The organism is Sporosarcina quadrami, from assembly GCF_014836615.1.
Taxonomy (GTDB): Bacteria; Bacillota; Bacilli; order Bacillales_A; family Planococcaceae; genus Sporosarcina; species Sporosarcina quadrami.
This window is the reverse complement of sequence record NZ_JACSQN010000006.1, coordinates 104,990-129,042: the sequence shown is the minus strand read 5'-3', so window position 1 is coordinate 129,042 and position 24,053 is coordinate 104,990. Positions and strand designations below refer to the sequence as shown.

The window sequence follows — 24,053 nt, the reverse complement described above, 5'->3', positions numbered from 1 at the left end:
TTAATGCAATGAGTTATAGAATGCGCTATCTCACATTTTTTATACTAGACTCTGCGATTGTTCTTTCAGCAATTTTCATGAGCTATTTTCTGTTGCATCCGACAATACCCGGCTACTCAGATAAGGTCATTATCATTAGTGCATTGACTTTACTTGTCAGTCACCATGTAGCCGCGTATTTCTTCCATCTCTATGATCGGGTATGGAGTGTAGCATCTGTTCGTGAGCTCTTAACGATTGGGATTGCGGTTACGATATCTGTGGCTGCTGCAAGTGGGATGCAATTTCTTATTAAGAACGATATATACTTCAGGGTCATGGCGATTACATGGATGCTTCATATTATTATGATCGGCGGTTCCAGATTTTTGCTACGCTTGCTGAAAGACAGAGAATCTTTTACGAATCAGCAAGATATTCGTAGAGTACTTATAGTAGGAGCTGGACAAGCTGGAACGATGCTTGTACGAAATCTGAAACAAGCTCAGGAGCAAGAATTCATTCCAGTTGCGTTTGTAGATGATGACCCGAGGAAGCAACATTTGAAAATTATGAATGTAACTGTGCAAGGTAAAACAAAAGATATTGAAAAAATTGTTGCGAAGAAGAATGTTACGGATATTATCATTGCTATCCCTTCCCTTGGACGCATGGGGATAAAAAGCATTTATGAAAAATGTGCGAAAACAGAAGCGAATGTTAAAATTATGCCTAAGATAGAAGATATCATGACTGGTAGAGTGTCTGTGAATGAAATGCGCGATGTTAAAATTGAAGACTTGCTTGGTCGTGAAGAAGTTGAATTAGACTTAAAAGCCATAGCAGACAAGTTAACTAATAAAACGATACTTGTGACAGGAGCTGGCGGTTCAATAGGTTCAGAGATTTGTAGACAAGTAATGGATTTTCGACCGAAAAGGTTACTGTTACTAGGGCATGGAGAAAGTTCGATATACAATATAGACATGGAATTGCGACAAAATTTTTCAAAAGACGGTACAGAAATTATACCCATTATCGCAGATGTGCAAGATCGAGAGCGGATTTTTGATATACTAGGAGATTACAGGCCAGATGTCATCTATCATGCAGCTGCCCATAAGCACGTGCCTTTAATGGAAGCTAATCCGATGGAAGCGGTAAAGAATAATATATTCGGAACGAAGAATGTAGCAGAAGCTGCGGACACATTAGGTATTAAGCATTTTGTTTTAGTTTCAACGGATAAGGCTGTGAATCCACCAAACATTATGGGTGCAACAAAGCGATTTGCGGAAATGATCATTCAAAACTTGGCGAAAACAAGTGAAACGAAATTTGCAGCTGTACGATTTGGTAATGTACTAGGCTCCCGAGGCAGTGTAGTTCCTTTGTTTAAGCAACAAATCGCTCGTGGTGGTCCTATAACCATTACAGATCCTGAGATGACTCGTTATTTCATGACCATACCTGAAGCATCAAAGCTAGTTATTCAAGCAGGTACACTTGCTTCTGGTGGTGAAGTTTTTGTCTTAGATATGGGTGAACCTGTAAAAATCCTAGATCTAGCTATGAATCTTATACGCTTATCAGGATATACAGAAGATGAAATTGAGATTAAATTCTCTGGTATAAGACCAGGAGAGAAATTATATGAAGAACTGCTCAATGAAAATGAGCGGCAAAGTGATTATGTGTATCCGAAGATTTATATTGGCAAAGCGACACCAATTACTAAAACTGAACAACAGTTTGTATTGGATAAATTGTTGGACATGAGTCAGATGGAAATGAAACAGACTTTAATTGCGTTGGCAAATCGAAAGTATGTGAAATTAGATAAAATATTGACGAGTGTATGATAGGGAAGATTATTTTTCCATTGGAGATTAAGTAGTGACTCATTTAACTTGGGATTGTTCAAAATTAAAAAAAACGCACTTTTATTTTGAATTTTCCCGCGCTTTAATTTAATTTCCATCAACATAATACTTATTATGAAATAGTTGGATAAGATAAATCTCTATTAAAATCGTATTTTATAAAGGAATAAAGAAGGTTTTGAAATTTGCGTCAAACCAGCTACTAACAAAGAAAGAATTATAGGTAACCACTCGATTAAAAAACTAAAACAACTAGTGAAATTTTATATCTATGTTGTGATGATTAATACTATGATATCGTGAAAAGTTGATTATTCCTGTTCTGCAGAATAACGTTACCACCTGGCAAAATGCTAATGGTTATTGGATTATTGGCTTGTTAGTATGAATGGAAAGACTGAGTTGTAATAGCTAAAGCCTTCTAATATGAAGGCTTTAAAATTTATTTACTTTTAATTGAGGCGCTATTTTAGTTGCTTAGCAGTTAGTTGGATAAATCAAGTTTGTTCCAATTAACTCCTAATTGACTAAATACAAGAATGGAAAGGTAGTTGGAGTCCATTATGAAATCCGAAAATGTAAAAGATAGAATTAACCTTGCTTCACCACACATGAGTGATGAAGGTTATGAGATGCAATACATAAAGGAAGCATTTGACACTAATTGGATCGCTCCTCTCGGTGAGAATGTAAATGAGTTCGAGAGAGAACTAGCACTAAAAGTTGGTTCTAAGTCTGCTGCGGCATTAACTTCAGGTACTGCTGCCATCCACTTAGCTCTTAAAGCAGTAGGCGTTGGGGAGGGAGATGTGGTTTTCTGTCCAACACTTACGTTTTCAGCAACAGCTAATCCAATCATTTATCAGAATGCAACACCAGTTTTTATCGATAGTGATTTTGAGACTTGGAATATGAGTCCAAAAGCGTTAGAAGAAGCATTTGACCTTTATCCAGATGTTAAAGCGGTTATCGTCGTTCATTTATATGGTTTATCTGCGGATATTGATAAGATAATGGATTTATGCAAAAAACAAAATGTTGCTATTATTGAAGATGCTGCAGAGTCTTTGGGTACATATTATAAAGGTCAACATACAGGTACATTTGGAGATTATGGCATCTTCTCTTTCAACGGAAATAAGATTATCACTACTTCTGGTGGTGGGATGCTTGTTTCTAATAACGAAGAAGGAATTGCAAAGGCTAGGTTTTGGGCTACTCAATCAAGAGATCAAGCGCGACATTATCAACATAGTGAGTTAGGTTTCAATTATCGCATGAGTAATGTCGTTGCTGGGATTGGTCGAGGGCAGCTTAAAGTATTAAGTGAAAGAGTTGCGAAGAAAAACTCGATCTATGAGTTTTATAGAAGAGAGTTAAGTGAGCTTGAAGGTGTTGAATTCATGCCAAACAATAAGTGGGATTTACCAAACTATTGGTTAAGTTGCATGACACTAACAGGTAATATAAGACCGATTGATATTATGGAAGCACTTGAAAAAGAAAATATTGAGTCTCGTCCAGTTTGGAAGCCGATGCATATGCAACCGTTCTATGAGAAGTATGACTTTGTTGGTGGAGGGGCTTCTGAGAAGTTGTTTGAGGATGGCGTTTGTTTGCCGAGTGATACGAAGATGACGGATGGAGATTTGGAGAGAGTCGTTAGGATTATTAAAGGATTGTGGAAAGATTAATGAATGGCTTTTATAAAAGATATGTAAAAAGACTAATGGATTTCATATTATCTTTAGTTGCTATTATTGTATTAAGTCCAATTTTATTGATCGTTGCTATTATTGTAAGAGTTAAACTAGGCGGACCGGTTTTATTTAAGCAAGAGAGACCCGGGCTTAACGAAAAGATATTTATGATGTATAAGTTTAGATCAATGACGGATCAAAGAGATGCGAATGGAGAGCTATTACCAGATAGTGTGAGACTCACTAAGTTTGGTAGAATTCTACGTTCTACATCGCTTGATGAACTACCGGGATTATTTAATATACTTAAAGGTGATATGTCTATTGTTGGACCAAGACCTTTATTGGTGCAATATTTACCATTGTATAATGATCATCAAAAAAGACGCCATGAAGTTAGACCTGGTTTGTCAGGTTTGGCGCAGGTTAGCGGACGGAATGCTATTAGTTGGGAAGATAAGTTCAGTTTTGATGTAGAATATGTGGAGAAGATAAGCTTCATTGGTGATTGGAGAATAATATTCCTGACTATAAAGAAGATTTTTATAAGGGAAGGAATTAATTCAGAAACTGCTGCTACTATGGAGTCTTTTAGGGGTAACTTAAGATCGGAGGAAAAGTAAATGAAAGATATAGTAATAATTGGCGCAGGGGGATTTGGAAGAGAAGTTGCTTGGTTAATAGAAGATATAAATAAAGTTAATAAAGAATGGAATATCATCGGATTTGTTGATGATAATAAAAATATTCAAGATACAGAAGTAAATGGATATAAAGTCGTTGGAAATATTGAATGGTTAAAAAATCAAAAACTTAATGTAGTGAATGCTATTGGAGATCCAATTGCGAAAAAGAAAGTAATTGAAAGGCTTGCAGATAGTGAAAATACCTTTCCAGTATTAATTCATCCTAGTGTTATTATGTCTGAACGAATAACATTTGGAGAAGGATCAATTATTTGTGCAGCTAACATTCTTACAACGAATATTGAAATTGAAAAACATGTAATAATAAACTTAGATTGTACTATTGGACATGACGCGATACTTGGTAATTATACAACCGTTCTACCAAGCGTGAATGTTTCTGGTTTTGTGAAGACTGAGGATTGTGTAAGTATTGGAACTGGATCGGCTGTTATTCAAGGTGTAACGATTGGTGAAAATACTGTTATTGGAGCTGGGTCTATAGTGGTTAAAGATTTACCTGCTAATTGTACGGCTTTGGGAGCTCCTGCAAAACCGATTAAGTTTTATGAGTAGTATGTAAACTAATTAGTGGGGAAATCTGACCGACTACTTCTTGCTAATAAAGAATTTTTTGGAGTTAACAAAAGTTAAGTTTCAAAGAAATTTTAAAGATCAAGTGGGGAGAGTTTACAATATGAATGTCTTATTTTTAACACTTCTGGATTTCTCAACAATTGAAGAAAGTGGTATATATACTGATTTAATGCGCGAGTTTGTAAAAAATAAACATAAAGTATATATTATTTCTCCGACAGAAAAAAGAAGACAGCAACCAACAAAATTAATCGATAAGGGAAACTACAATATACTTAAGTTGCAGATTGGAAATACACAGAAAACAAGTATTATAGAAAAAGGAATTTCAACAATTACTTTAGAATCGAAATTTAAAAAAGGGATTAAAGATTACTTTTCTAATGTTCATTTTGATTTAGTCATATATTCCACTCCTCCTATTACGTTACAAAAAGCTATTGAGTATGTAAAAAAGAGAGATAATGCTACAACTTATCTATTATTAAAGGATATTTTCCCGCAAAATGCTGTAGACCTTGGGATGATAACGAAATCTGGGTTCAGAGGTGTATTATATAGGTATTTTAAGTCCAAGGAAAAAATATTATATGAATTGTCAGATTATATAGGCTGTATGTCCAAAGCAAATGTTAATTTTTTATTAAAACAAAATCCTGAAATATCTCCTGAAATTGTAGAAGTATGCCCAAACAGTATAGAACCCTTAGATATAAAAAAAGATAAGAAAATAATATTTGAGATAAAAAAGAGATACAACATACCCTTTAATAAAACAATATTTATATATGGAGGAAACCTTGGTAAACCACAAGGCCTTGACTTCTTAATTGAATGTTTAAAGGTAAATAGATCGAACGATCAGGTCTACTTTGTTATCGTTGGATCGGGAACAGAATTTAATAAGCTAAAATCGTTTTTCAACAAAGAGCAGCTAAATAATGCACAGTTGTTTGAACATTTACCAAAAGATGATTATGAGGTTCTTGCTAATTCATGTGATGTAGGCTTGGTTTTTCTTGATAAGCGTTTTACGATACCCAATTTCCCGTCAAGACTTCTTTCTTATATGCAGGCATCAATGCCAGTTCTTGCAGCAACGGATGTAAACACTGATATCGGGAAAGTGATAGAACAAGGTGGATTTGGGTATTGGTGTGAAAGTAGTGATGTTGAGAAATTTAGTAGAAAAGTAGAGCAGTTATGTAACATAGAATTAAGAAATGAAATGGCTATCAACGCAAGAAGGTATTTAGAGGAAAACTATATGGCTAAGCATTCTTATGAAATAATAATGAATCATTTTGACTAACTAGAATTGAGGGTGTCATATGTTTAAAGGTAAAACTTTATTAATAACAGGTGGAACAGGTTCCTTTGGGAATGCTGTTATGGAGCGCTTTTTACATACAGATATAAAAGAAGTGCGTATCTTTTCACGTGATGAAAAGAAACAAGACGATATGCGAAAACAATATAATAATGACAAATTAAAATTTTATATCGGTGATGTCCGTGATCTTGCAAGTGTTAAATATGCAATGAACGACGTAGATTATGTATTTCATGCTGCAGCACTTAAACAAGTTCCGTCGTGCGAATTCTTTCCAATGGAAGCGGTGAAAACTAATGTCATTGGTACAGAAAACGTATTGAATGCATCAATTGAATTTGGCGTTAAAAAAATCATTTGTCTTTCAACAGATAAAGCTGCCTATCCGATTAATGCGATGGGGATTTCAAAAGCAATGATGGAAAAGGTGTTTGTAGCTAAAGCTAAAACGGTCTCTCCTGAAAAAACACTCATATGCGGTACAAGATACGGAAATGTTATGGCTTCACGTGGCTCGGTTATCCCGCTTTTCGTAGAACAAATAAAAGCGGGTAAGTCACTTACAATAACAGATCCTGACATGACAAGATTCCTTATGAGCCTAGAGGAGGCAGTTGAACTGGTGGTTTTTGCATTTAAGAATGCTGATGCAGGCGATATTATGGTCCAAAAATCTCCTGCATCTACAATTGCAGATTTGGCACAAGCAGTAAAAGAAATTTTTAATGCTGATAACGAAGTGAAGATTATAGGTACCCGACACGGAGAAAAGCTTTACGAGACACTCCTAACAAGAGAAGAGCATGTCGTGGCGGATGATTTAGAAGGTTTCTATAGGGTTCCAGCAGATAATCGTGATCTTAATTATGATAAATATTTTGAAGAAGGAAATGAAAAACTTTCAACGGATGAAGAATATAACTCACACAATACATATCGACTTTCAATAGAGCAAATTAAAAGTAAGCTCCTAGAACTTCCTTACATACAGGATGAATTGAAAGGGGGGAGTGGTAAATGAAAATTCTTGTAACAGGTGCAGGAGGGTTCCTCGGTAAAAACTTAGTAGCTGAGTTGAAAAACCAGGGGTATGAAGAATTATTATTATATACAAGAAATCATACTTTAGATGACTTGGAAGAGTATACAAAGAAATGCGACTTTGTATATCACTTAGCCGGAGTAAATAGACCAGAAAATGAAAAAGAATTCATGGAAGGAAACTATGGCTTTACATCTGAATTGCTGCAACTACTAAAAAAGCATAATAACACATCACCTATTTTAATTACTTCGTCTATTCAAGCTGAAAAAGATAACCCCTATGGCAAAAGCAAAAAAGCTGGAGAAGATTTATTGTTTGAGCACTCCATAAAAACAGGAGCAGAAGTATTCGTATATAGACTTCCTAATCTGTTTGGAAAATGGAGTAGACCAAATTATAATACAGTTGTTGCAACGTATTGTTACAATATAGCTAGAGATTTAGATATACAGGTTTATAATCCAGATATAGAACTTACATTTTGTTATATAGATGATGTTTTAGAGGAATTCTTGAAAGCACTTGAAGGAAATCCAACAACGAATGATAATTATTGTGTTGTAGAAACGACTCATACTATTACTTTAGGGAACTTAGCAAATCTTATTAGAGATTTTAAAGAGTCCAGAACAAATTTAAGCGTTCCTAATATGGATGTTGCACTAACTAAAAAAATGTATAGTACATATTTAAGTTTTTTACCTACAGATGATTTCACATATGATTTGAAAATGAATATAGATAATAGAGGTTCATTTACAGAGTTTATAAGAACTCCCGATAGGGGCCAAGTGTCTGTGAATGTTTCCAAACCAGGTATTACAAAAGGTAATCATTGGCATCATACAAAAAATGAAAAATTCCTTGTAGTCAGCGGTCAAGGATTAATAAGATTTAGAGATATTCATACAGATCAAATCATCGAGTATAAAGTAAGTGGTGAGAAGCTACAAGTAGTTGATATACCAGTAGGTTATACACATTCCATAGTAAATACAGGAGATAATGACTTAGTTACTGTCATGTGGGTGAATGAGAGTTTCAATCCAGAAATTCCAGATACAAACTTTTTGGAGGTATAGAGCAAAGTGAAGAAATTAAAAGTAATGACAGTCGTAGGGACTAGACCGGAAATCATTCGACTTTCAGCTGTTATAAATAAATTAGAAGAATCAAATGCAATTGAACATATACTCGTTCATACAGGACAGAACTATGATTACGAATTAAATGAAGTGTTTTTTGAAGACTTTAATTTAAGAAAACCGGACTACTTCCTCAACGCAGCTGCTGGTACAGCGGTGGAAACGATTGGTCATATTTTGGTGAAAATAGATCCTATTTTAGAAGAGGTTAAACCGCATGCCTTTTTAGTGCTTGGGGATACTAATAGTTGTTTATGTGCAATTGCAGCAAAAAGAAGACAGATTCCAATATTTCACATGGAAGCCGGGAATAGATGCTTCGATCAAAGAGTTCCAGAGGAAACAAATCGAAGAATAGTTGATCATACAGCAGATATTAATCTTACATATAGTGATATAGCTAGAGAGTATTTGTTAAAAGAAGGGCTCCATGCGGATCGAATAATTAAGACGGGGAGTCCGATGTTTGAAGTTCTGAACTCTAGAAAAGATGATATTGCGAAATCTGATGTGTTAGATAGATTAGAGCTTGTTGAAAGAAAATATTTTGTGGTTTCCGCGCACAGAGAAGAAAATATTAATTCAGAAACTAATTTCATGAGTCTAGTATATAGCTTAAATGCAGTTGCAGAGAAGTATAATATGCCGGTCATTGTAAGTACACATCCAAGAACTCAGAAGATGATTAATACTAAAGGTATAGAGTTTAATCCCTTGATTAAAACAATGAAGCCTTTAGGATTTAATGATTACGTTAAGCTTCAAGTTAAGGCAAAAGCTGTTCTAAGTGATAGTGGAACGATAAGCGAGGAATCCTCTATTCTTGGGTTTAAAGCGCTAAATATTAGACAAGCTCATGAGAGGCCGGAGGCTATGGAAGAGGCATCTGTAATGATGACCGGGTTAGGGAAGGAAAGAATACTGCAGGGGTTAGAAATATTAAAAACGCAAGAAACAGATACACTAAGTGCTGTGAAAGATTATTCCATGCATAACGTTTCAGATAAAGTGCTAAGGATTATTTTGTCTTATACAGATTATGTAAATAGAGTTGTATGGGGTAAGTGAAATGAAAAATAAGGTACTTATTCTGACAGGTTATTACTATCCAAGTATTAAAGCGGGTGGCCCTGTGAGATCAATAATTAATTTAGTTGAGAACCTTTCAAATGAATTCGATTTCTATATAATAACCTCAGATCGTGATTTAGGAGATTGTAAACCATATTCAAATATAGAGGTTGATAAGTGGATATCTGTTAATCATGCCAAAGTTTATTATACTGATCCAACAAAGCTAAAGATGTCGAAACTATTATCGATATTGAAGGAAAAAGATTATAACGTAATATACTTAAATAGTTTTTTCTCCTTCAAACTAAGCATACTTCCTTTATTTTTCGTAAGGATGCAATTACTTAAACCAAAGAAGATTATTTTAGCTCCAAGGGGACAGTTCTCAAATGGGGCACTCGGCCTAAAATCAATAAAGAAGAATGCGTTTATAAGGTTAGCAAGATTTTTCCGTTTACATAAAAATGTGATTTGGCATTCAACCAATATTTTGGAAAAGGAAAATATTATTAAAAATTATAATAGTAAAATAGATACAGTAATTGCTAATAATCTTACAAGGAATTATAAAGAATTAAATTTTGAGAAACAATTGACCAAAACGAAAGGCAGTTTAAAAATTGTATATATTTCTAGGATACATCCGATGAAAAACCTATTGCAAGCATTGAATGTTCTAATGAATAGCAATGATAATATAACATTCAATATATTTGGTCCTATTGAGGATTCGTCTTATTGGGATGAATGCCTAACAGTAATTAAAGTATTACCAAAAAATATTACTGTGAATTACAACGGAATAATAAATAATGATGAAGTTAATAAAGTTTTAAAATCTAATCATGTTTTTTTCTTACTAACATTAGGAGAGAACTTCGGTCATGCTATTTCAGAAGCACTATTGGGAGGTTGCCCTGTAATAATAAGTGATCAAACTCCTTGGAGAAATTTGAACAGCGAAAATGTTGGATGGGATTTATCATTAGAAAATAACGAGGAAATTAGCGAAAAGATTGATTTCTTCGTACAACTTTCCCAATTAGAATATAATAAAATGTCGGAGTTGGCTTTTTTATATGGTCAGAAAGAGTCAAATCAAGAGAAAGACATAGTTTCTTATAAAAGATTATTCTCAAATGAAAATTGTTATGAATAAAAGGAGTTACTACTTTGAGTTTATATGAGAAGATTATTAATAAACAAGAAAAGATATCAGTTATAGGGCTAGGCTATGTTGGAATGCCACTTGCAGTTGCCTTTGCAAAAAAAGTTGATATAATTGGATTTGATATTAGCGAAGATAAAATAAAGCAGTATAAATCAGGTATAGATCCAACTAGTGAGGTAGGAAATGAAGTAATTAAAGAAACGACAATTCAGTTTACATCAAATGAGTATGAACTTAGAGGGGCTAAATTCCATATAATTGCTGTTCCTACTCCTATTAACCTAGATAAAACGCCGGATCTCTCACCCGTAGAAAATGCCAGCATTGTTATTGGTAGAAACCTTACAAAAAACTCAATAGTTGTTTACGAATCAACTGTTTATCCAGGAGTTACTGAAGATGTCTGTATACCTATTCTGGAAAGAGAATCTGGCCTAAGGGCGGGTCTTGATTTTAAAGTGGGTTATTCACCGGAAAGAATAAATCCTGGGGACAAAATAAACACTCTTGAAAAGATTATTAAAATAGTATCGGCTATAGATGAAGAAAGCTTAGATGAGGTTGCTAATGTCTATGAATTGGTGATCAGTGCTGGTGTACATAGAGTTAAATCTATAAAAGTAGCGGAAGCTGCAAAAGTTGTCGAGAATAGCCAGCGGGATATTAATATTGCTTTTATGAACGAACTAGCTATGGTATTTGACAGAATGGGAATTGACACAAATGAAGTGATTGACGCCATGAATACTAAATGGAATGCACTACGTTTTTATCCGGGATTAGTGGGGGGGCACTGTATTGGTGTTGATCCTTATTATTTTTTGTATGAAGCAGAGAGACTAGGATATCATAGTCAGATTATACAATCGGGTAGAAAAATCAATGATAATATGGGGAAATTCATTGCGGATGTAATTATTAGAAAGTTAATAAAAGCTAATAAGGTTGTGAAACAATCCAAAGTTGCTATTTTAGGTCTAACCTTTAAAGAGAATACTCCAGATGTCAGAAATACTAAAGTGATTGATATAATTAATACATTAAAAGATTATGGTATTGGATCTGTTGTGGTTGATCCACAAGCTGATAAATTTGAAGCTAAGAAACAGTATAATATTGATATTGCGGAACTAGATGATTTAAAGGACATAGATTGCATTGTTATTGCAGTTGCTCATAATGAGTTTAAGAAAATGGGAAGATCAAAATTTAAACAGTTATTTAGTGACGATAGTAATTCGGGTAAAGTTGTCGTTGACGTTAAAGGGATTTTGGATAAAGAAGAAATAGAAGAATTAGGCTATAGTTATTGGAGCTTGTAATATGAGGGAGGAAAGTATGGGAGATAAGTTATCAGTATTTTATTTAGTGAATATACCTTCCCCGTATAGAGTGGATTTTTTCAATGAGTTAGGAAATCATTGTAATCTGACTGTGCTATTTGAAAAAAGCAATGTTACTTATAGGAAAAAAGAATGGCTGAGACAAGAATTTGTCAACTTCGACCCAATATTTTTAGATGATAGCAACCATCCGTGGGAAAAGTTTAAGCTTATTAAGCATTATTTGGATAAAGATATGTTTGATATATTTGTTATAGGAGGTTATAGCACTCTAAGTGGGTTAACTGCTATTGAGATATTGAATAGAAAAAGGATACCTTTTATTTTGAATACTGATGGAGGGTTTATTAAAAAGGACAATATTTTAAAACACTATATTAAGAGAAGATATATTAGTAGTGCCCAAAATTGGTTAAGTACAAGCAGTAGCACAACAGATTATCTAATACATTATGGCGCTAGAAAAGAAAACATCCACTTATATCCCTTTACCTCTCTCTTAAAAAGCGATATACAAGATGCTCCTGTTTCAAACAGTAAAAAAAAGGAACGAAGAACTAAATTAGGTATTAAAGAAGAAAAAGTTATAATATCCATTGGAAGATTTATTTCTATTAAAGGATTTGATACTTTAATACGATCATGCGAGAGTTTGCCCCAAAATTACGGTGTTTATATTATTGGTGGTAATCCAACCTCGGAGTATATTGAATTAAAAGAAACTCTTAATTTAAAGAATATATATTTTGTTGATTTTAAAGCTAAAGAGGAATTGAATCATTATTACATGGCTGCCGATCTGTTTGTATTACCTACTAGGGGAGATATATGGGGTCTGGTAATAAATGAGGCCATGGCTAATGGATTACCTGTTATTACAACTGATAAGTGTGTAGCAGGTTTGGAGTTAATAAGCAACGAAATCAACGGTTATATTATACCAGTTGAGGATAGCGATGACTTAGCTATTAAAATTAAAAAAGTATTGGAAGATGAAAATATGATGAATAAAATGTCAAATTCTAACCTTTTAAAAATAAATCAATATACAATTGAAAACATGGCTTTACAACATATTCGTATATTCAAAAAAGCTATTTTAGAGAGAAACACCAATGATTGAAAAGCGCGATAACAATCAAGGTTTACATGGGATTAGAGTGAAGAAAAGTTCAGTTGAATGGTTATTTATAATTTTATTACTTTTATTTAGTTTTATAAACTCAATGACACTGTTAATCTCGATGATTTTTATCTTGTTTTTGTTAAAACAAAAACAAGTTGGTGCAATTAAAGTAATCAATATATTAACGTTAAGAACCATAATTAACCCAGGTATAGCTATTGGTATGGATAGTTGGCAGAACTTAAAATGGATTATTTTATTTTGTTGTGCTCTATACTTGATAATTTCATTTAAAAAGTTGAACATGAGCGATTGGCTTAAGGTTAGATCAATTATATTGCTCGTTTTAGTGTTCGGACTATACAGTGTCATTACCGCTTTCATATTTAGTTCTTTACCGATTGTTGCAATCTTTAAGTTGGTTAGTTATATCTTTATATTTTTAAGTGTAATAATTGGGGTTGGAATTACATATAAAAAGTTTGATTGGATAGGTTGGATGTTAAAACTATACCTATTAATTTTATTACCATCAATAATTTTTATCGGTTTACCATTAGGTTATTTAAGAAATGGGTATTCTTTTCAAGGAATAACCAATCAGCCAAATATGTTAGGGATTGTTTTAGTTTTATTCGTTGCAATAGTTTTAGCATATTTAGAAATAAGCAAGAAAAAATATAGTTTCCATTACTTATTACTATTTATAGCAATAACAATGGTTATCCTTAGTAAATCTAGAACTTCTTTAATAGGATGTATTATATTGATTCTATTATTTATAGTACTCTTGAATCTGAATAAAACTTTGAAGATTTCTTTAGTTTCTTTGGGTAGTGTCGGATCTATTTTTGTTTTATTAAGCAGTAATATCGAGGGGTTTTTATCTTCTTTCTTTCTTAAAGGACAGGAATCAGGAAATATATTATATTCACGCTTAAATCAACTAGATAGTTTACTTATGAATTTTTGGGATAATCCTCTTTTCGGAAAGGGATTTATGGTTCCTGTATTACCATATAAGTCTTATGAATTTAGTTCCGATTATATTATAGAAGCTGGTAATTTATTTATTGCTGTGCTTTCGTTTAGTGGTATTTTTGGTTTCTTGATTTTCTTGACATATATATTTAAGATATTTTGGATGGGAAATAAAAGACTTATTTATCTCCCTATCTCTACTATTTTAATTAGTATGGGTGAAATGGTTTTTTTTAGTAGTAATAATATAGGGATTTGGTTATATATGTATTTATCATTGTATTTATTCTATCGTGAAACTAATTTTAATGTAGTCGATGATTAATATATCATTAAGCAAAAATAAATAAGCTTAATTACTTTTAGATTTTTTGTATTTCTAAAGTTTATAGAGAGGTTTGATATAAAATGAGTAATTTAATTATTATTTGCTTTGGTTTTGATAATGAAGATTCCACTAATGCTAATTCATTATGTTTATATGAGATTTTAAATAACCTATCATATCAAAATGAGATAAATATAATTACTAGCACTTTAAGGGAAGATATTCATTTAAAAACAGAGAGCAATATCAATACTTATTATCTTCCAGTAGCTAAAAAACGGAATGGGAAAATAGATTTTAAAAAATGGGAGAATGATATACTATTCTTCTTTCAACAATACTTAAAAGGTAAGCTATCAGACGAAACAAATTTGTTAACAATATCATTTCCTCTTAGCACTCTTACTATAGGAAAGAAAGTTAAAAAAAAGTTCCCAAGAATAAATTGGTTGGTGTATGAATTAGATCCATATGCATTTAATAAGGTATTAAGACTTCAGTATCTTTTGTTTTTTTATAGATTCTTTAAGGAATTTAATATTCTTGCAAGTGCAGATAAAGTAATGTTAACACATGAATTATATAATCAATATACTAGATCCCCATTTTACATATTAAAAAGAAAATTTGTGGATTTTGGAATTCCGTTAATGAAGATACATAATAAAGATAAAAATAATATTTTTACTAAGGAAACAGTTACTTTTGCTTATATCGGATCGTTTTATAAGAAAATTAGAAATCCAGAATATATGTTTAAAGTATTTTTAGAAGTGGTAAAAACTCATAAGAATTTCATATTAAACTTATATGGGTTAAAAAAAGACGACTTGGATAAAAAATATGTTGATTTACTAGGTGAGAATCTGGTGATACATGGAAGAGTTTCGAAAAATGTGATTTCAAAAGTTATTGAGGATACAGATTTCCTTATTAATATTGGAAATTCAATAAGTAATCAATTACCAAGTAAAGTTCTTGAATATATTGGGACTGGTAAACCTATAATTAACTTTTATACTATTAAAAATGATACCAGCAATAAGTATTTAACTAGTTATCCTTATGCATTACTTCTAAAACAGTTGAATGGAGGTACGAATGAGCAAAGTAAAAAGGTTATAAACTTTGTTGACAATCACATAGGTGTTTATGCAACTAACAAACAGCTAACCGAGCTATATTATTACCACACCGTAGAAGCAGTATCAATTAGATTATTAAAAATGCTTAAATAAAAGGACTTTTCTAGTGATATTCAATTCCGAATCAATAGATATTATCTGGAATTACTCGATTAATCTCTATCAATAACAAGCATAGCAAATGGTTAATAGAGGGTGCTTGTTTATTGTATAAGTGAAAAATTTGTAAGCGTTAGAAAGAAGGATTAAAATGATATTACATTTCAAAGAAAAATTATCAAACGAAAACAACAGAATTGTAATATTGAATTCAATAGGGGCGTTCATATTAAAGGGTAGCTCGCTATTAATAACTCTAATGACTTTACCAGCATTTATGAAGTATTTTGGTAACCAAGAAGTTTTAGGATTATGGTTTGCAATACTTTCAATATTATCTTGGGTATTTTCATTTGATTTAGGAATCGGAAATGGCTTAAGAAATTACTTAGTTAAATCATTAATTAAAGATAATAAGGATTTAGTTAAAAGTTATATCTCTTCAGCGTATATACTAACTGCTATTATTGTTTTTGTTGCAACCCTTTTTATAAGTCTGTTTTTTAAATACATAAAATGGAATGTTATATTTAATATACCGTCCAACTTAGTTTCAGAAAATGTGATAAACTTAACAATTTTAATTTCTGTATTTGGAGTCTTAATTCAGTTCTTACTAAAACTTGTTTCATCTATACTATATGCTTTACAAAAGTCTGTAATAAATAATTTATTACAGCTAGCATCAAGTATATTAATTTTATTATTTGTTAGTAATTTCGATTTCCAAGATTTATCTACTAGTTTGGTTGTATTATCAATTATTCATTTCGCGGCAATTAATCTACCACTTCTAATTGTGACTATTATTATATTTTCAACAGTATTAAAAGGCAGCATTCCCAGCTTTAAATATTTCAAGAAAGATCGTGCGAATGAAGTAATTAAACTTGGAGGTGTTTTTTTATGGGTTCAAATAATGTACATGCTAATAATTGTCACAGATGAGTTTTTAATAGCATACTTATCATCCACAAGTCACGTCGTTGAATATCAAGTATATAATAGAGTTTTTACGATTTCAGGAAGTATAGTTTTATTAGTTATGACGCCGGTTTGGTCAGTTATTACAAAAGCTTATGCTGAATCTGATTACTTATGGCTTGCTCGATTATATAAAATTTTAAAATCTGTTTTTTTATTGATGGTATTTTTACAAATTATAATTACTGTATTTTTACAAGATATTATAAACTTTTGGTTAGGAGAAAATGTTATTACTGTTAACTCCTTATATTCAATAGTATTTATGTTTTTGGGAATCACGTTTATTTGGAACAGTATACTCTCAAGTATATCTAACGGAATGGGTGAATTAAAAACCCAAATTATCTATTTTACTATTGGAGCAGCAATTAAATTTCCTTTATCATTTATTCTTGTTTATTATTTGGAATCATGGATTGGTGTCGTGATATCAAGCGTTATATGTATGTCTATGTACTGTGTAGCACAACCTATATGGCTTAGCAAATTTTTTAAAAGGACTCTTTCTTTACAACATTAATTACAAGTACCAGCGTTCTCATTGAATTTCGAATTGTTTTAGAACCTATTATCCGTCACTAGCATTGCATATGAACCACATAAAAACATAAATGTAAGTGTCAAATAGCCCTGACTACAGCCATACGATTGTCCCACCGTTGCCATCTTTCTGGTCCACTTCTGACATCAAATTGGTCCACCTGCCATAGGTTAGCCCATTTAATGCTAGAGTCTTTCTTAAGTAAATGTCACAAATAGCGCCCACCTGTCATTCAGGGGGCTCTTATTATATGCTTTATTTAGTTTTATTAGGTAAGCGTCAAATAGTCCCCACCTTACAATAGATGGAGGCTTGTATTATCATTTTGATAACTTATTAAAAACTATGCATGTAAGGGGTAGCGTTGTTGACCAAGGCATTAATTTGTCAGGGCATCTTCGTCAGTCAAATCAATATTGGGAAGCACTTCGAACAGATGGCGGAGATAGTAATATGGATTCAAACCATTCTCTTTTGCCGTTTCTACTATACTATAGATGATAGCACTCACCCTGGCACCTCTCGGTGTATTGGAGAAGAGCCAATTTTTCTTCCTATAACTACCGGCTTGATCGCGCGTTCGCTGCGATTATTGTCAATCTCCAAGCGACCATCTTCTAAAAATGCTATTAATTTATCCCACTGATTTAGACAGTATTGAATGGCTTTGCCAAATCCACTTTTGGGCAGTGCGTTCTTTTCCTGTATTTTAAGCCATGCCAAAAAAGCATCAAGAACCGGCTTACTTTTGGCGAGCCGCTCTTTATGGCGTGTTTCGGGACTTTCGTCCTTCAGTTTGCTTTCAATTGTATATAGTTGACCACAAAAATGCAATGCTTCTTGCACGGCGACAGGTTTAACACTGCCGGGAGGCAGGGATTTCAATACATCCGTGAAACCTCTCCTCGCATGTGCCCAACAACCAACTAAGGTCACATTTTCAACCTTGTGATATCCTGAGCAGCCGTCAACCTGAAGATATCCTTTGAAACCTTTAAGGAAATCCTTCGGATTTTCGTCGGCCCTTGTTTCGCGATAATCGTACAGAACCATTGAGGGATCTTCCCTTCCTGTACGATACAACCAGAGATAAGAATTGGAATTCGCTACTCTTCCTGGTTCATGAAGAACCTGCAAGGTCGTTTCATCTGCATTTAGGATATCCAAAGCCAAAAGGTGATGGTGCATGCGATCATATATAGGAGATAACCAATCATCCGCACCACGGATCATCCAATTCGCAAGTGTTTGGCAGGACAATGCAAGTCTCATTCGCTTGAACTGTTTCTCCTGTCGATATAATGGAAGGCTATCAACGTATTTTTGGGTCATGATATGAGCCATCAGAGACGGAGATGCCAAACTTCCCGGTATGACAGGTTTCGGCATGGGTGCCGTTTGAATGGGCGTTTCCAGTTCTTCGCTTTCACATCTACGACACGAGTATACATACCGAACATGTTTAACGACTTTTACAACTGCCGGAACAAACATCAACTCCTGACGAATTTCCGTGCTCATTTCATGTAAGCTTCCATTGCAGCACGAACAGACCTGCTCTTCAGGGGATAAGCGGTATTCAACCGTTTCCACAGGCAAGTCTTCTAACATTATTTCTCGTTGGCCGCGTTTTTTACGGCGGCGATATGTCACAGTTTCGATAATTGGTTCTGGTAATTCGGGGTTGACTTCCTGTTCCACCTCAATAAAGAGGGAAAGTTGTCCAGGAATCGTTTTTTCACTCGAGGTACCAAAGCGTTTGAGCCTGTAAAGACGAAGCTGCTCCTCCAGCCAAGTTAATTTGACTTCAAGCTCCTGTTGCTTCTTCAGCTTCGCCTCTAATTCGGCATTCTGCTTTTCCAGCATCGCCAAGCGTTCTTGAAGTTCTTCAATTGTAGGGTTTTGGGTAAGTGGTTTCGTCGTCTTTTTCATACGTTTATTATACGATAAACGAAGATAGATTTCCCTTGATTTATCATATAATTTTTAAATGATAGATCTTGCGGTCACAACAGAGTGTGCCTGCTTCTGATCTAACGATAAACCGTCAAGTAGCCAGCGTAACTGGCGACGATCAATGGATAAAGGGACTGCACTCCCTTCGGAAGGCCAGTAAAATGTACCTTTTTCCAACCGGCGGTAATACAGCCAAAAACCATTGTGATCCCAATGGAGGATTTTCAGCTTATCCTTCTTCCTGTTACAGAAGACAAACAGACTGGAAGAAAAGGGGTCAAGATTGAAACCTTCCTTAACAAGGATTGCAAGGCCGTCAATTGATTTCCTAAGATCGGTACTTCCTCTCGCTAAGTAGACTCGGTCAACGCTATTGATATTCAGCATGAAGCCCGAAGGATCCGGATTAAATTCACTAATAGGTTCGAATCATACCCTTGTTTAACTTCAATTATCACTTCTCCAACCAGCACTCGTATATGGTCGTACGAATCTATTGTTGGCTTTCCTACCTCAAAAGTGACCCAGTCAGGTGATTGATTACCTAACTGATCCTCAGACATCAAACGCTTTCTCCAATAATAGAACTGTTGGAGATTGATTTGATTCGCGGCACAACAGCCGGCACCGCTCTGACCGCTCAATTTGAAATCCGAAATACGTCCTTCCCATTCTTTTCGCAATTCATTGTGATTCGCCATCGTTAAACCTCCCAATATATTAATCTATGGAGATTATCGCATGGTGAAAAAGGGATTACTATGTGGGAAGAGTTTGACGCTTACCTTATCAACCATGAAAAAACCACAAAATAAAAAAATGCATTCAAATGAATGAATGCATTTTTTGAGGGATAGTATTACAGAATTGAGGTTCTGTATCTATCTTCTTTAGAATACTACATTTTAAATAGTAAGTCAAGCCTAAATAAATAAATTATTAACCTATCTTCTTCGACAGGTTCTGTTTTGTATAGTTGTTCAAGTTGCAGAGTCTTTACCTTTTACAAAATCCAAGCCGACTTGCATTTCTTGCATCTGCAAGTCTCTCACGGACCAATCATTCAGCAATGATTTTAAAAGACCCCTCAGGTAAAATCCCCCAATTTCCGAATTCTTATTACCTTCCCAGTTCCAAATATCTCATCCAGCTCATCATCCTCATCTTCAAAAGGCAAAGGCAACATCGGATAAAGCGTAAGCGTCTCACCCTCTATGTCTACGTCAATCCGTTCAATAATCCCGAGTTTTATCAGTTTTTCAAACGAATGATCGACAGTGTTTAACGGAATCTTAAATATCGTATGCACTTGCTCCCTCACATTCATCGTACCGTACCCCAAATTATGCATGACAATCCATTCCAGTATGTCGAGATCAGCTTTCGTAAAACTAGCAGCGTGGTAGCTTCTATGATTGTAAGATGACTGCATCAATTCCCGACTACTCTTGAACCTAAATGTTCCTTAAACTTGAATATCATTATGAATTCCCCCTTTTATTGTTGAACAGCCTATTCAACCACTATATAGAGCCTTAATCCCGAAAAGGATACACCTTCGAAAAAAAATTATTCCACGGTTTCGGATGCTGCAAATCCACCGGTTTATCAAACAACATGAATAAATCACTAAAATACGTCTCATCCACCAACTGCATCAAAACCCCTTTAAAATAGCCAGGCAAGTTGCGGATATGCTTATTCTTTGTAGCTATGACAGCAATACGAAGCGCACGATATGCAATCTCTTCGAAAACTTTCGTATCGTCCTTATACAAATCGAATTTCAGCATACGTGTCGAAATAGCCTTGTGAATCCCAAAAAATTCACGGGCTTGTTTGGCGTCTCCAATCGTATTCGCCAGTAAACTTTTCATCTTACTGAACAGACTTGTGGATAACTCTGACGGTTCCTCAGGAGACGTGTACGTAAGATCTTTAGCCTTTAAAAGAGATTTAGAAAGAAGAGCTTCGTCTGTAGAAACTTGCTCGTTTTCGTTGGTCGTATGCGGTGTATCGCTATCATCCCGACTGTCCATTTTCCCCTGGTCATCAAACGGCAAAATGATGTAGATGTTGGCGCCAAGTCCGCTCATTACCGGGCGGATGAAGTGGACTTTCTCGATGATTTCAAGAGTGACAAGCTTCCGGATCGCGCGGCGTACAGTGACGTTTGATTTGCCGATCGCTTCTTCAATCGTTCCATGTTTCAAGTGTGCTGCCCCGTATTTCACAGAATAGCGGCGGATGACGTCGAGCACGAGACGATCCGATTTCGTCAGCCCGTCCCAGTGGCGTTTCGCGTGTTGTTCAGCCGCATTGTCCATTTCTTCGATGGAATTGAATTTCGTATATTGCTGTAAGTAGTGTGTCATGTGTAAATCCCCCTTTAGCATCTATATAGATGGGAGTGGTCGGAAAGGATACACCTGTCAGAAATTCTTTTTGAAGTACGTGAAAAGACCGCAAGGTCGATTCCAATATTTATGGACGTTTGCGGGACCATCCAATGGTTTTGGTGAAATGATGACGCGATTAACAAAAGAAGAATTTCAAGTAAACTATGCAGAACCAAGATCCAACGCGTACTAGAATTGCAAGTGAGAAGATGAAAGTTCAAAAAAAACTGAATTTAATAGACAAGCCTAGAATTTGTGTGTACAATATAGTCAGTTTGTATTAGAGGGGGTTGGTGGAAAATATGACTATAGCAGGAACTACTGTTAGTTTCATGGGAACCGTCTATAAACAATTCGACAAAGAAATTCTTGTTACACAACTGCGATTTGGGACATTACGTGCATTGTTCCAGGTTGACCATGAAGTGCAACGGAAATTGGATCCAAGACGTCGTGCTGAAATTCGTGACTTCATCCTTCGTAGTTTAGATACGAATGAATACTTCTATTTTTCACCGTTCATCTTCTCTGCGCGGGGAATGGTGCGAGAGGTAGATGGTGAATTTGAACTGGAGCCAGGGACAACTTTGTACATCTCGGACGGGCAACACAGATGTTCGGCAATGGCTGCTGCGATGAATGTACTGGAGAATAGCAAGATTACACAGGAGGAAATGGGCGAGTACGAAGAGGCGGAAAGAACTGCCAGGAAGCTTAATCAAATTATTAACTATCCGGTCGCGATTCAAATTTATTTGGAACTGTCTCAAAAAGAGGAGAAGCAGATGTTCTCCGATTTGAATTCTGAACGGAGGGAAATCCATCAGGGGATGGTCATGAAGTATGATCAGCGGGATGAATATATTGGTTTGACGCGGACTGTAGCGGAACAGTTGAAAGATGTGATGGAAATTGAACAGGAACTATCCCGTCTCATGCTCGGCAATCCAGCCCTTACTTCTTTGACGATTATGCGAAGATGCCTTGCCGCTCTTTTTGAGGGGAAATTGACCATTATGTCAGGAGATCTACTACTCCCCCAGCGACAAGACGAAATGGAAGAGATTGCGATTCAGTTCTTTAAAAAGGTACAACAAATTACGCCAAAGCAAGCGGCGAATCGGAAGAAGTATGTGTCGGGGATCAGTGGCGTCCAAATTGCGCTAGCCTATACGGTCTTTCATTATGTAAGACAAGAGAAGAAGGGCTATACCGAAGCGTTTCAGAAGCTTGATTATTTAAAAAAAGTTTGTTCGTGGAAGCATGACGATTCGCTCTTTGCCCATATGTATGATGCTGAGAAAAAGCGGATAACGGGCCATTCTAGTGTTACGGCTGTCAAAAGAACAGCTCTTCGCTTCATAGCGGCGATTGATAGAGAGGAGGCCAATTAAGTGAGTATTGAAAGCGTTTTCAATGCAAAACAAGCGCTGTTCACGTATTCAATCCATGAACTGATGGAGATGGAAAATGAGGGGCGGCTTGAAACGCGAACGACAAGGAAAGAGAATGTGCGGAAATTGCGTTCCTACATTACCGATAATTATGCAACTGGGGATATTTACTTGCCTCCGTTAGTTGCGAGTTGTGAGGAAGGAGCGCTTGGAGGGAAGCCGTCGCAACTCGTTGTGATTGACGGAAACCATCGATTGAAAGCTTTCCTGCAGCTAGAGACGTACATTTTGAGAGGGATGTCCAGTGTCAATGATGTGGAATATAGCGAGGCGATCAATCTGCGCCGGGTGCTCGATACGATTGAAGTACCCTTTCAGATATTCGAAGGTTTGTCGGTCGAGGAAGTGAACCAACTGTACATCGATCACAATCGGAAGGGGAAGAAAGTGGGCTTGTCCAAACGGATTGCGTATGATTCCAGGGATAAGATTAACGTCGTCACAAATCGTGTGTTGCACGTGAACGGCCAATTAAAAGAAGCAGGCGTGGAACAAGAAAAGAATGCAGTCATGCGGCCAGCAAACAAGAACCTCATTTCACTCGCGCAACTTCGGACAGTTGTAGAACTGTTCTTAAAGGAAATTGAAATTGGACAAAAGACGAAATCAGATGTTGATAGAGTAAGTGAAGAGGAATGCTGTATTGCGCTAGTGAACAGTTGGTTTGAGGAGTTGTTTAAGCTTTATCCGGCGAAGTCGATTGGAAATTTTCATGAATGTATGCTCGCGAACTTTCCTTTACTGTTGGCGGTTGCTAGTTTTGCAGTCGATGCTATCGGAGAGCTGGCATTTGAAGATCAGATGAAGACGGTGCAGCGTAGGATGCGCAATCTATCGACGATTGATTGGGAGAGGGACCAAGATGTTTGGACTCGTTTTGAAGGAGACGTCAAAGGAAGAGAAGCGTATTTTTACTTAGATGCTAGCAAAAGCAATCGGAAGGCTCTGATTGAGTGGCTTCAGCAAAAAGGGGGTGAGTGAGTTGGGGGATTTGTAATGTAAGACATCCCAGGTGAGAATGTCCGCCAGACATGAAGATCTCACCTGAGAAGTAGATTGGAGAAAACCAACCTAATCGTTA

General features: G+C 35.2%; 20 protein-coding genes and 1 pseudogene. 16 read left to right on the top strand and 5 right to left on the bottom strand.

The features are described from left to right. The first annotated feature begins 8 nt into the window (after nt 1–8). The 14 genes from H9649_RS08370 (at nt 9) to H9649_RS08305 (ending at nt 17,142) form a co-directional block, all read left to right on the top strand. Nucleotides 9–1,841 carry a polysaccharide biosynthesis protein gene (locus tag H9649_RS08370; protein ID WP_191694287.1) on the top strand — a complete coding sequence of 611 codons (1,833 nt, stop codon included), beginning with the start codon at nt 9–11 and terminating at the stop codon, nt 1,839–1,841. Nucleotides 1,842–2,425: 584 nt separating this feature from the next. After that, the gene (locus tag H9649_RS08365; RefSeq protein ID WP_191694286.1) at nt 2,426–3,556 is read left to right on the top strand and encodes a DegT/DnrJ/EryC1/StrS family aminotransferase; all 1,131 of its coding nucleotides are present in this window, start codon (nt 2,426–2,428) and stop codon (nt 3,554–3,556) included. Then, nucleotides 3,556–4,185, top strand: a complete 630-nt coding sequence (locus H9649_RS08360; protein ID WP_191694383.1) for a sugar transferase — start codon at nt 3,556–3,558, stop codon at nt 4,183–4,185. The genes H9649_RS08365 and H9649_RS08360 overlap by 1 nt, the downstream gene beginning before the upstream one ends. Further along, entirely contained in the window at nt 4,186–4,824 is a 639-nt protein-coding gene (locus H9649_RS08355; RefSeq protein WP_191694285.1) for an acetyltransferase, read from the top strand. A 121-nt stretch (nt 4,825–4,945) separates the two neighbouring features. Beyond that, nucleotides 4,946–6,157: a glycosyltransferase family 4 protein gene (locus tag H9649_RS08350; protein WP_191694284.1), complete on the top strand. Its 1,212-nt coding sequence runs from the start codon at nt 4,946–4,948 to the stop codon at nt 6,155–6,157. Nucleotides 6,158–6,176: 19 nt separating this feature from the next. Then, nucleotides 6,177–7,199: a polysaccharide biosynthesis protein gene (locus H9649_RS08345; RefSeq protein ID WP_191694283.1), complete on the top strand. Its 1,023-nt coding sequence runs from the start codon at nt 6,177–6,179 to the stop codon at nt 7,197–7,199. Then, nucleotides 7,196–8,305, top strand: coding sequence for a capsular polysaccharide biosynthesis protein CapF (locus H9649_RS08340; RefSeq protein WP_191694282.1), 1,110 nt, complete (start codon nt 7,196–7,198; stop codon nt 8,303–8,305). The genes H9649_RS08345 and H9649_RS08340 overlap by 4 nt, the downstream gene beginning before the upstream one ends. 6 nt (nt 8,306–8,311) lie before the next feature. Further along, entirely contained in the window at nt 8,312–9,436 is a 1,125-nt protein-coding gene (gene wecB, locus H9649_RS08335; protein ID WP_191694281.1) for a non-hydrolyzing UDP-N-acetylglucosamine 2-epimerase, read from the top strand. Nucleotide 9,437: 1 nt separating this feature from the next. Then, a complete protein-coding gene (locus tag H9649_RS08330; protein ID WP_191694280.1) occupies nt 9,438–10,601 on the top strand; it encodes a glycosyltransferase family 4 protein in 1,164 nt (387 codons plus the stop codon). Between the two features lie 14 nt (nt 10,602–10,615). Next, a complete protein-coding gene (locus H9649_RS08325; RefSeq protein ID WP_191694279.1) occupies nt 10,616–11,935 on the top strand; it encodes a nucleotide sugar dehydrogenase in 1,320 nt (439 codons plus the stop codon). A 16-nt stretch (nt 11,936–11,951) separates the two neighbouring features. Beyond that, nucleotides 11,952–13,079, top strand: coding sequence for a glycosyltransferase family 4 protein (locus H9649_RS08320; protein WP_191694278.1), 1,128 nt, complete (start codon nt 11,952–11,954; stop codon nt 13,077–13,079). Then, nucleotides 13,072–14,388 (top strand): O-antigen ligase family protein, encoded by a 1,317-nt coding sequence (locus H9649_RS08315; RefSeq protein WP_191694277.1) that lies wholly within the window; start codon nt 13,072–13,074, stop codon nt 14,386–14,388. Before H9649_RS08320 ends, H9649_RS08315 begins: the two co-directional genes overlap by 8 nt. Nucleotides 14,389–14,471: 83 nt before the next feature. Next, entirely contained in the window at nt 14,472–15,629 is a 1,158-nt protein-coding gene (locus tag H9649_RS08310; protein ID WP_191694276.1) for a glycosyltransferase family protein, read from the top strand. A 157-nt stretch (nt 15,630–15,786) separates the two neighbouring features. Further along, nucleotides 15,787–17,142, top strand: a complete 1,356-nt coding sequence (locus tag H9649_RS08305; RefSeq protein WP_191694275.1) for an MATE family efflux transporter — start codon at nt 15,787–15,789, stop codon at nt 17,140–17,142. A 341-nt stretch (nt 17,143–17,483) separates the two neighbouring features. Here H9649_RS08305 and tnpC read toward each other — a convergent pair. The 5 genes and pseudogenes from tnpC to H9649_RS08280 all read right to left on the bottom strand — a co-directional run bounded on the left by tnpC (nt 17,484) and on the right by H9649_RS08280 (nt 21,494). Beyond that, nucleotides 17,484–19,095 (bottom strand): annotated as a pseudogene (gene tnpC / locus H9649_RS08300) (IS66 family transposase). A 54-nt stretch (nt 19,096–19,149) separates the two neighbouring features. Further along, nucleotides 19,150–19,506 carry an IS66 family insertion sequence element accessory protein TnpB gene (gene tnpB / locus H9649_RS08295; RefSeq protein ID WP_191694274.1) on the bottom strand — a complete coding sequence of 119 codons (357 nt, stop codon included), beginning with the start codon at nt 19,504–19,506 and terminating at the stop codon, nt 19,150–19,152. Continuing rightward, entirely contained in the window at nt 19,500–19,820 is a 321-nt protein-coding gene (gene tnpA / locus H9649_RS08290) for an IS66 family insertion sequence element accessory protein TnpA (RefSeq protein WP_191694273.1), read from the bottom strand. The genes tnpB and tnpA overlap by 7 nt, the downstream gene beginning before the upstream one ends. A gap of 386 nt (nt 19,821–20,206) precedes the next feature. Then, nucleotides 20,207–20,554 carry a hypothetical protein gene (locus H9649_RS08285; RefSeq protein ID WP_191694272.1) on the bottom strand — a complete coding sequence of 116 codons (348 nt, stop codon included), beginning with the start codon at nt 20,552–20,554 and terminating at the stop codon, nt 20,207–20,209. A gap of 100 nt (nt 20,555–20,654) precedes the next feature. Beyond that, entirely contained in the window at nt 20,655–21,494 is an 840-nt protein-coding gene (locus tag H9649_RS08280; protein ID WP_191694271.1) for a helix-turn-helix domain-containing protein, read from the bottom strand. Between the two features lie 326 nt (nt 21,495–21,820). On the opposite strand from H9649_RS08280, the gene H9649_RS08275 reads away from it, so the two are divergent. Both H9649_RS08275 and H9649_RS08270 read left to right on the top strand, forming a co-directional pair. Beyond that, nucleotides 21,821–22,912, top strand: coding sequence for a DNA sulfur modification protein DndB (locus tag H9649_RS08275; RefSeq protein WP_191694270.1), 1,092 nt, complete (start codon nt 21,821–21,823; stop codon nt 22,910–22,912). Next, nucleotides 22,913–23,953, top strand: coding sequence for a DNA sulfur modification protein DndB (locus H9649_RS08270; RefSeq protein WP_191694269.1), 1,041 nt, complete (start codon nt 22,913–22,915; stop codon nt 23,951–23,953). It begins immediately after the preceding gene. Nucleotides 23,954–24,053 lie beyond the last annotated feature (100 nt).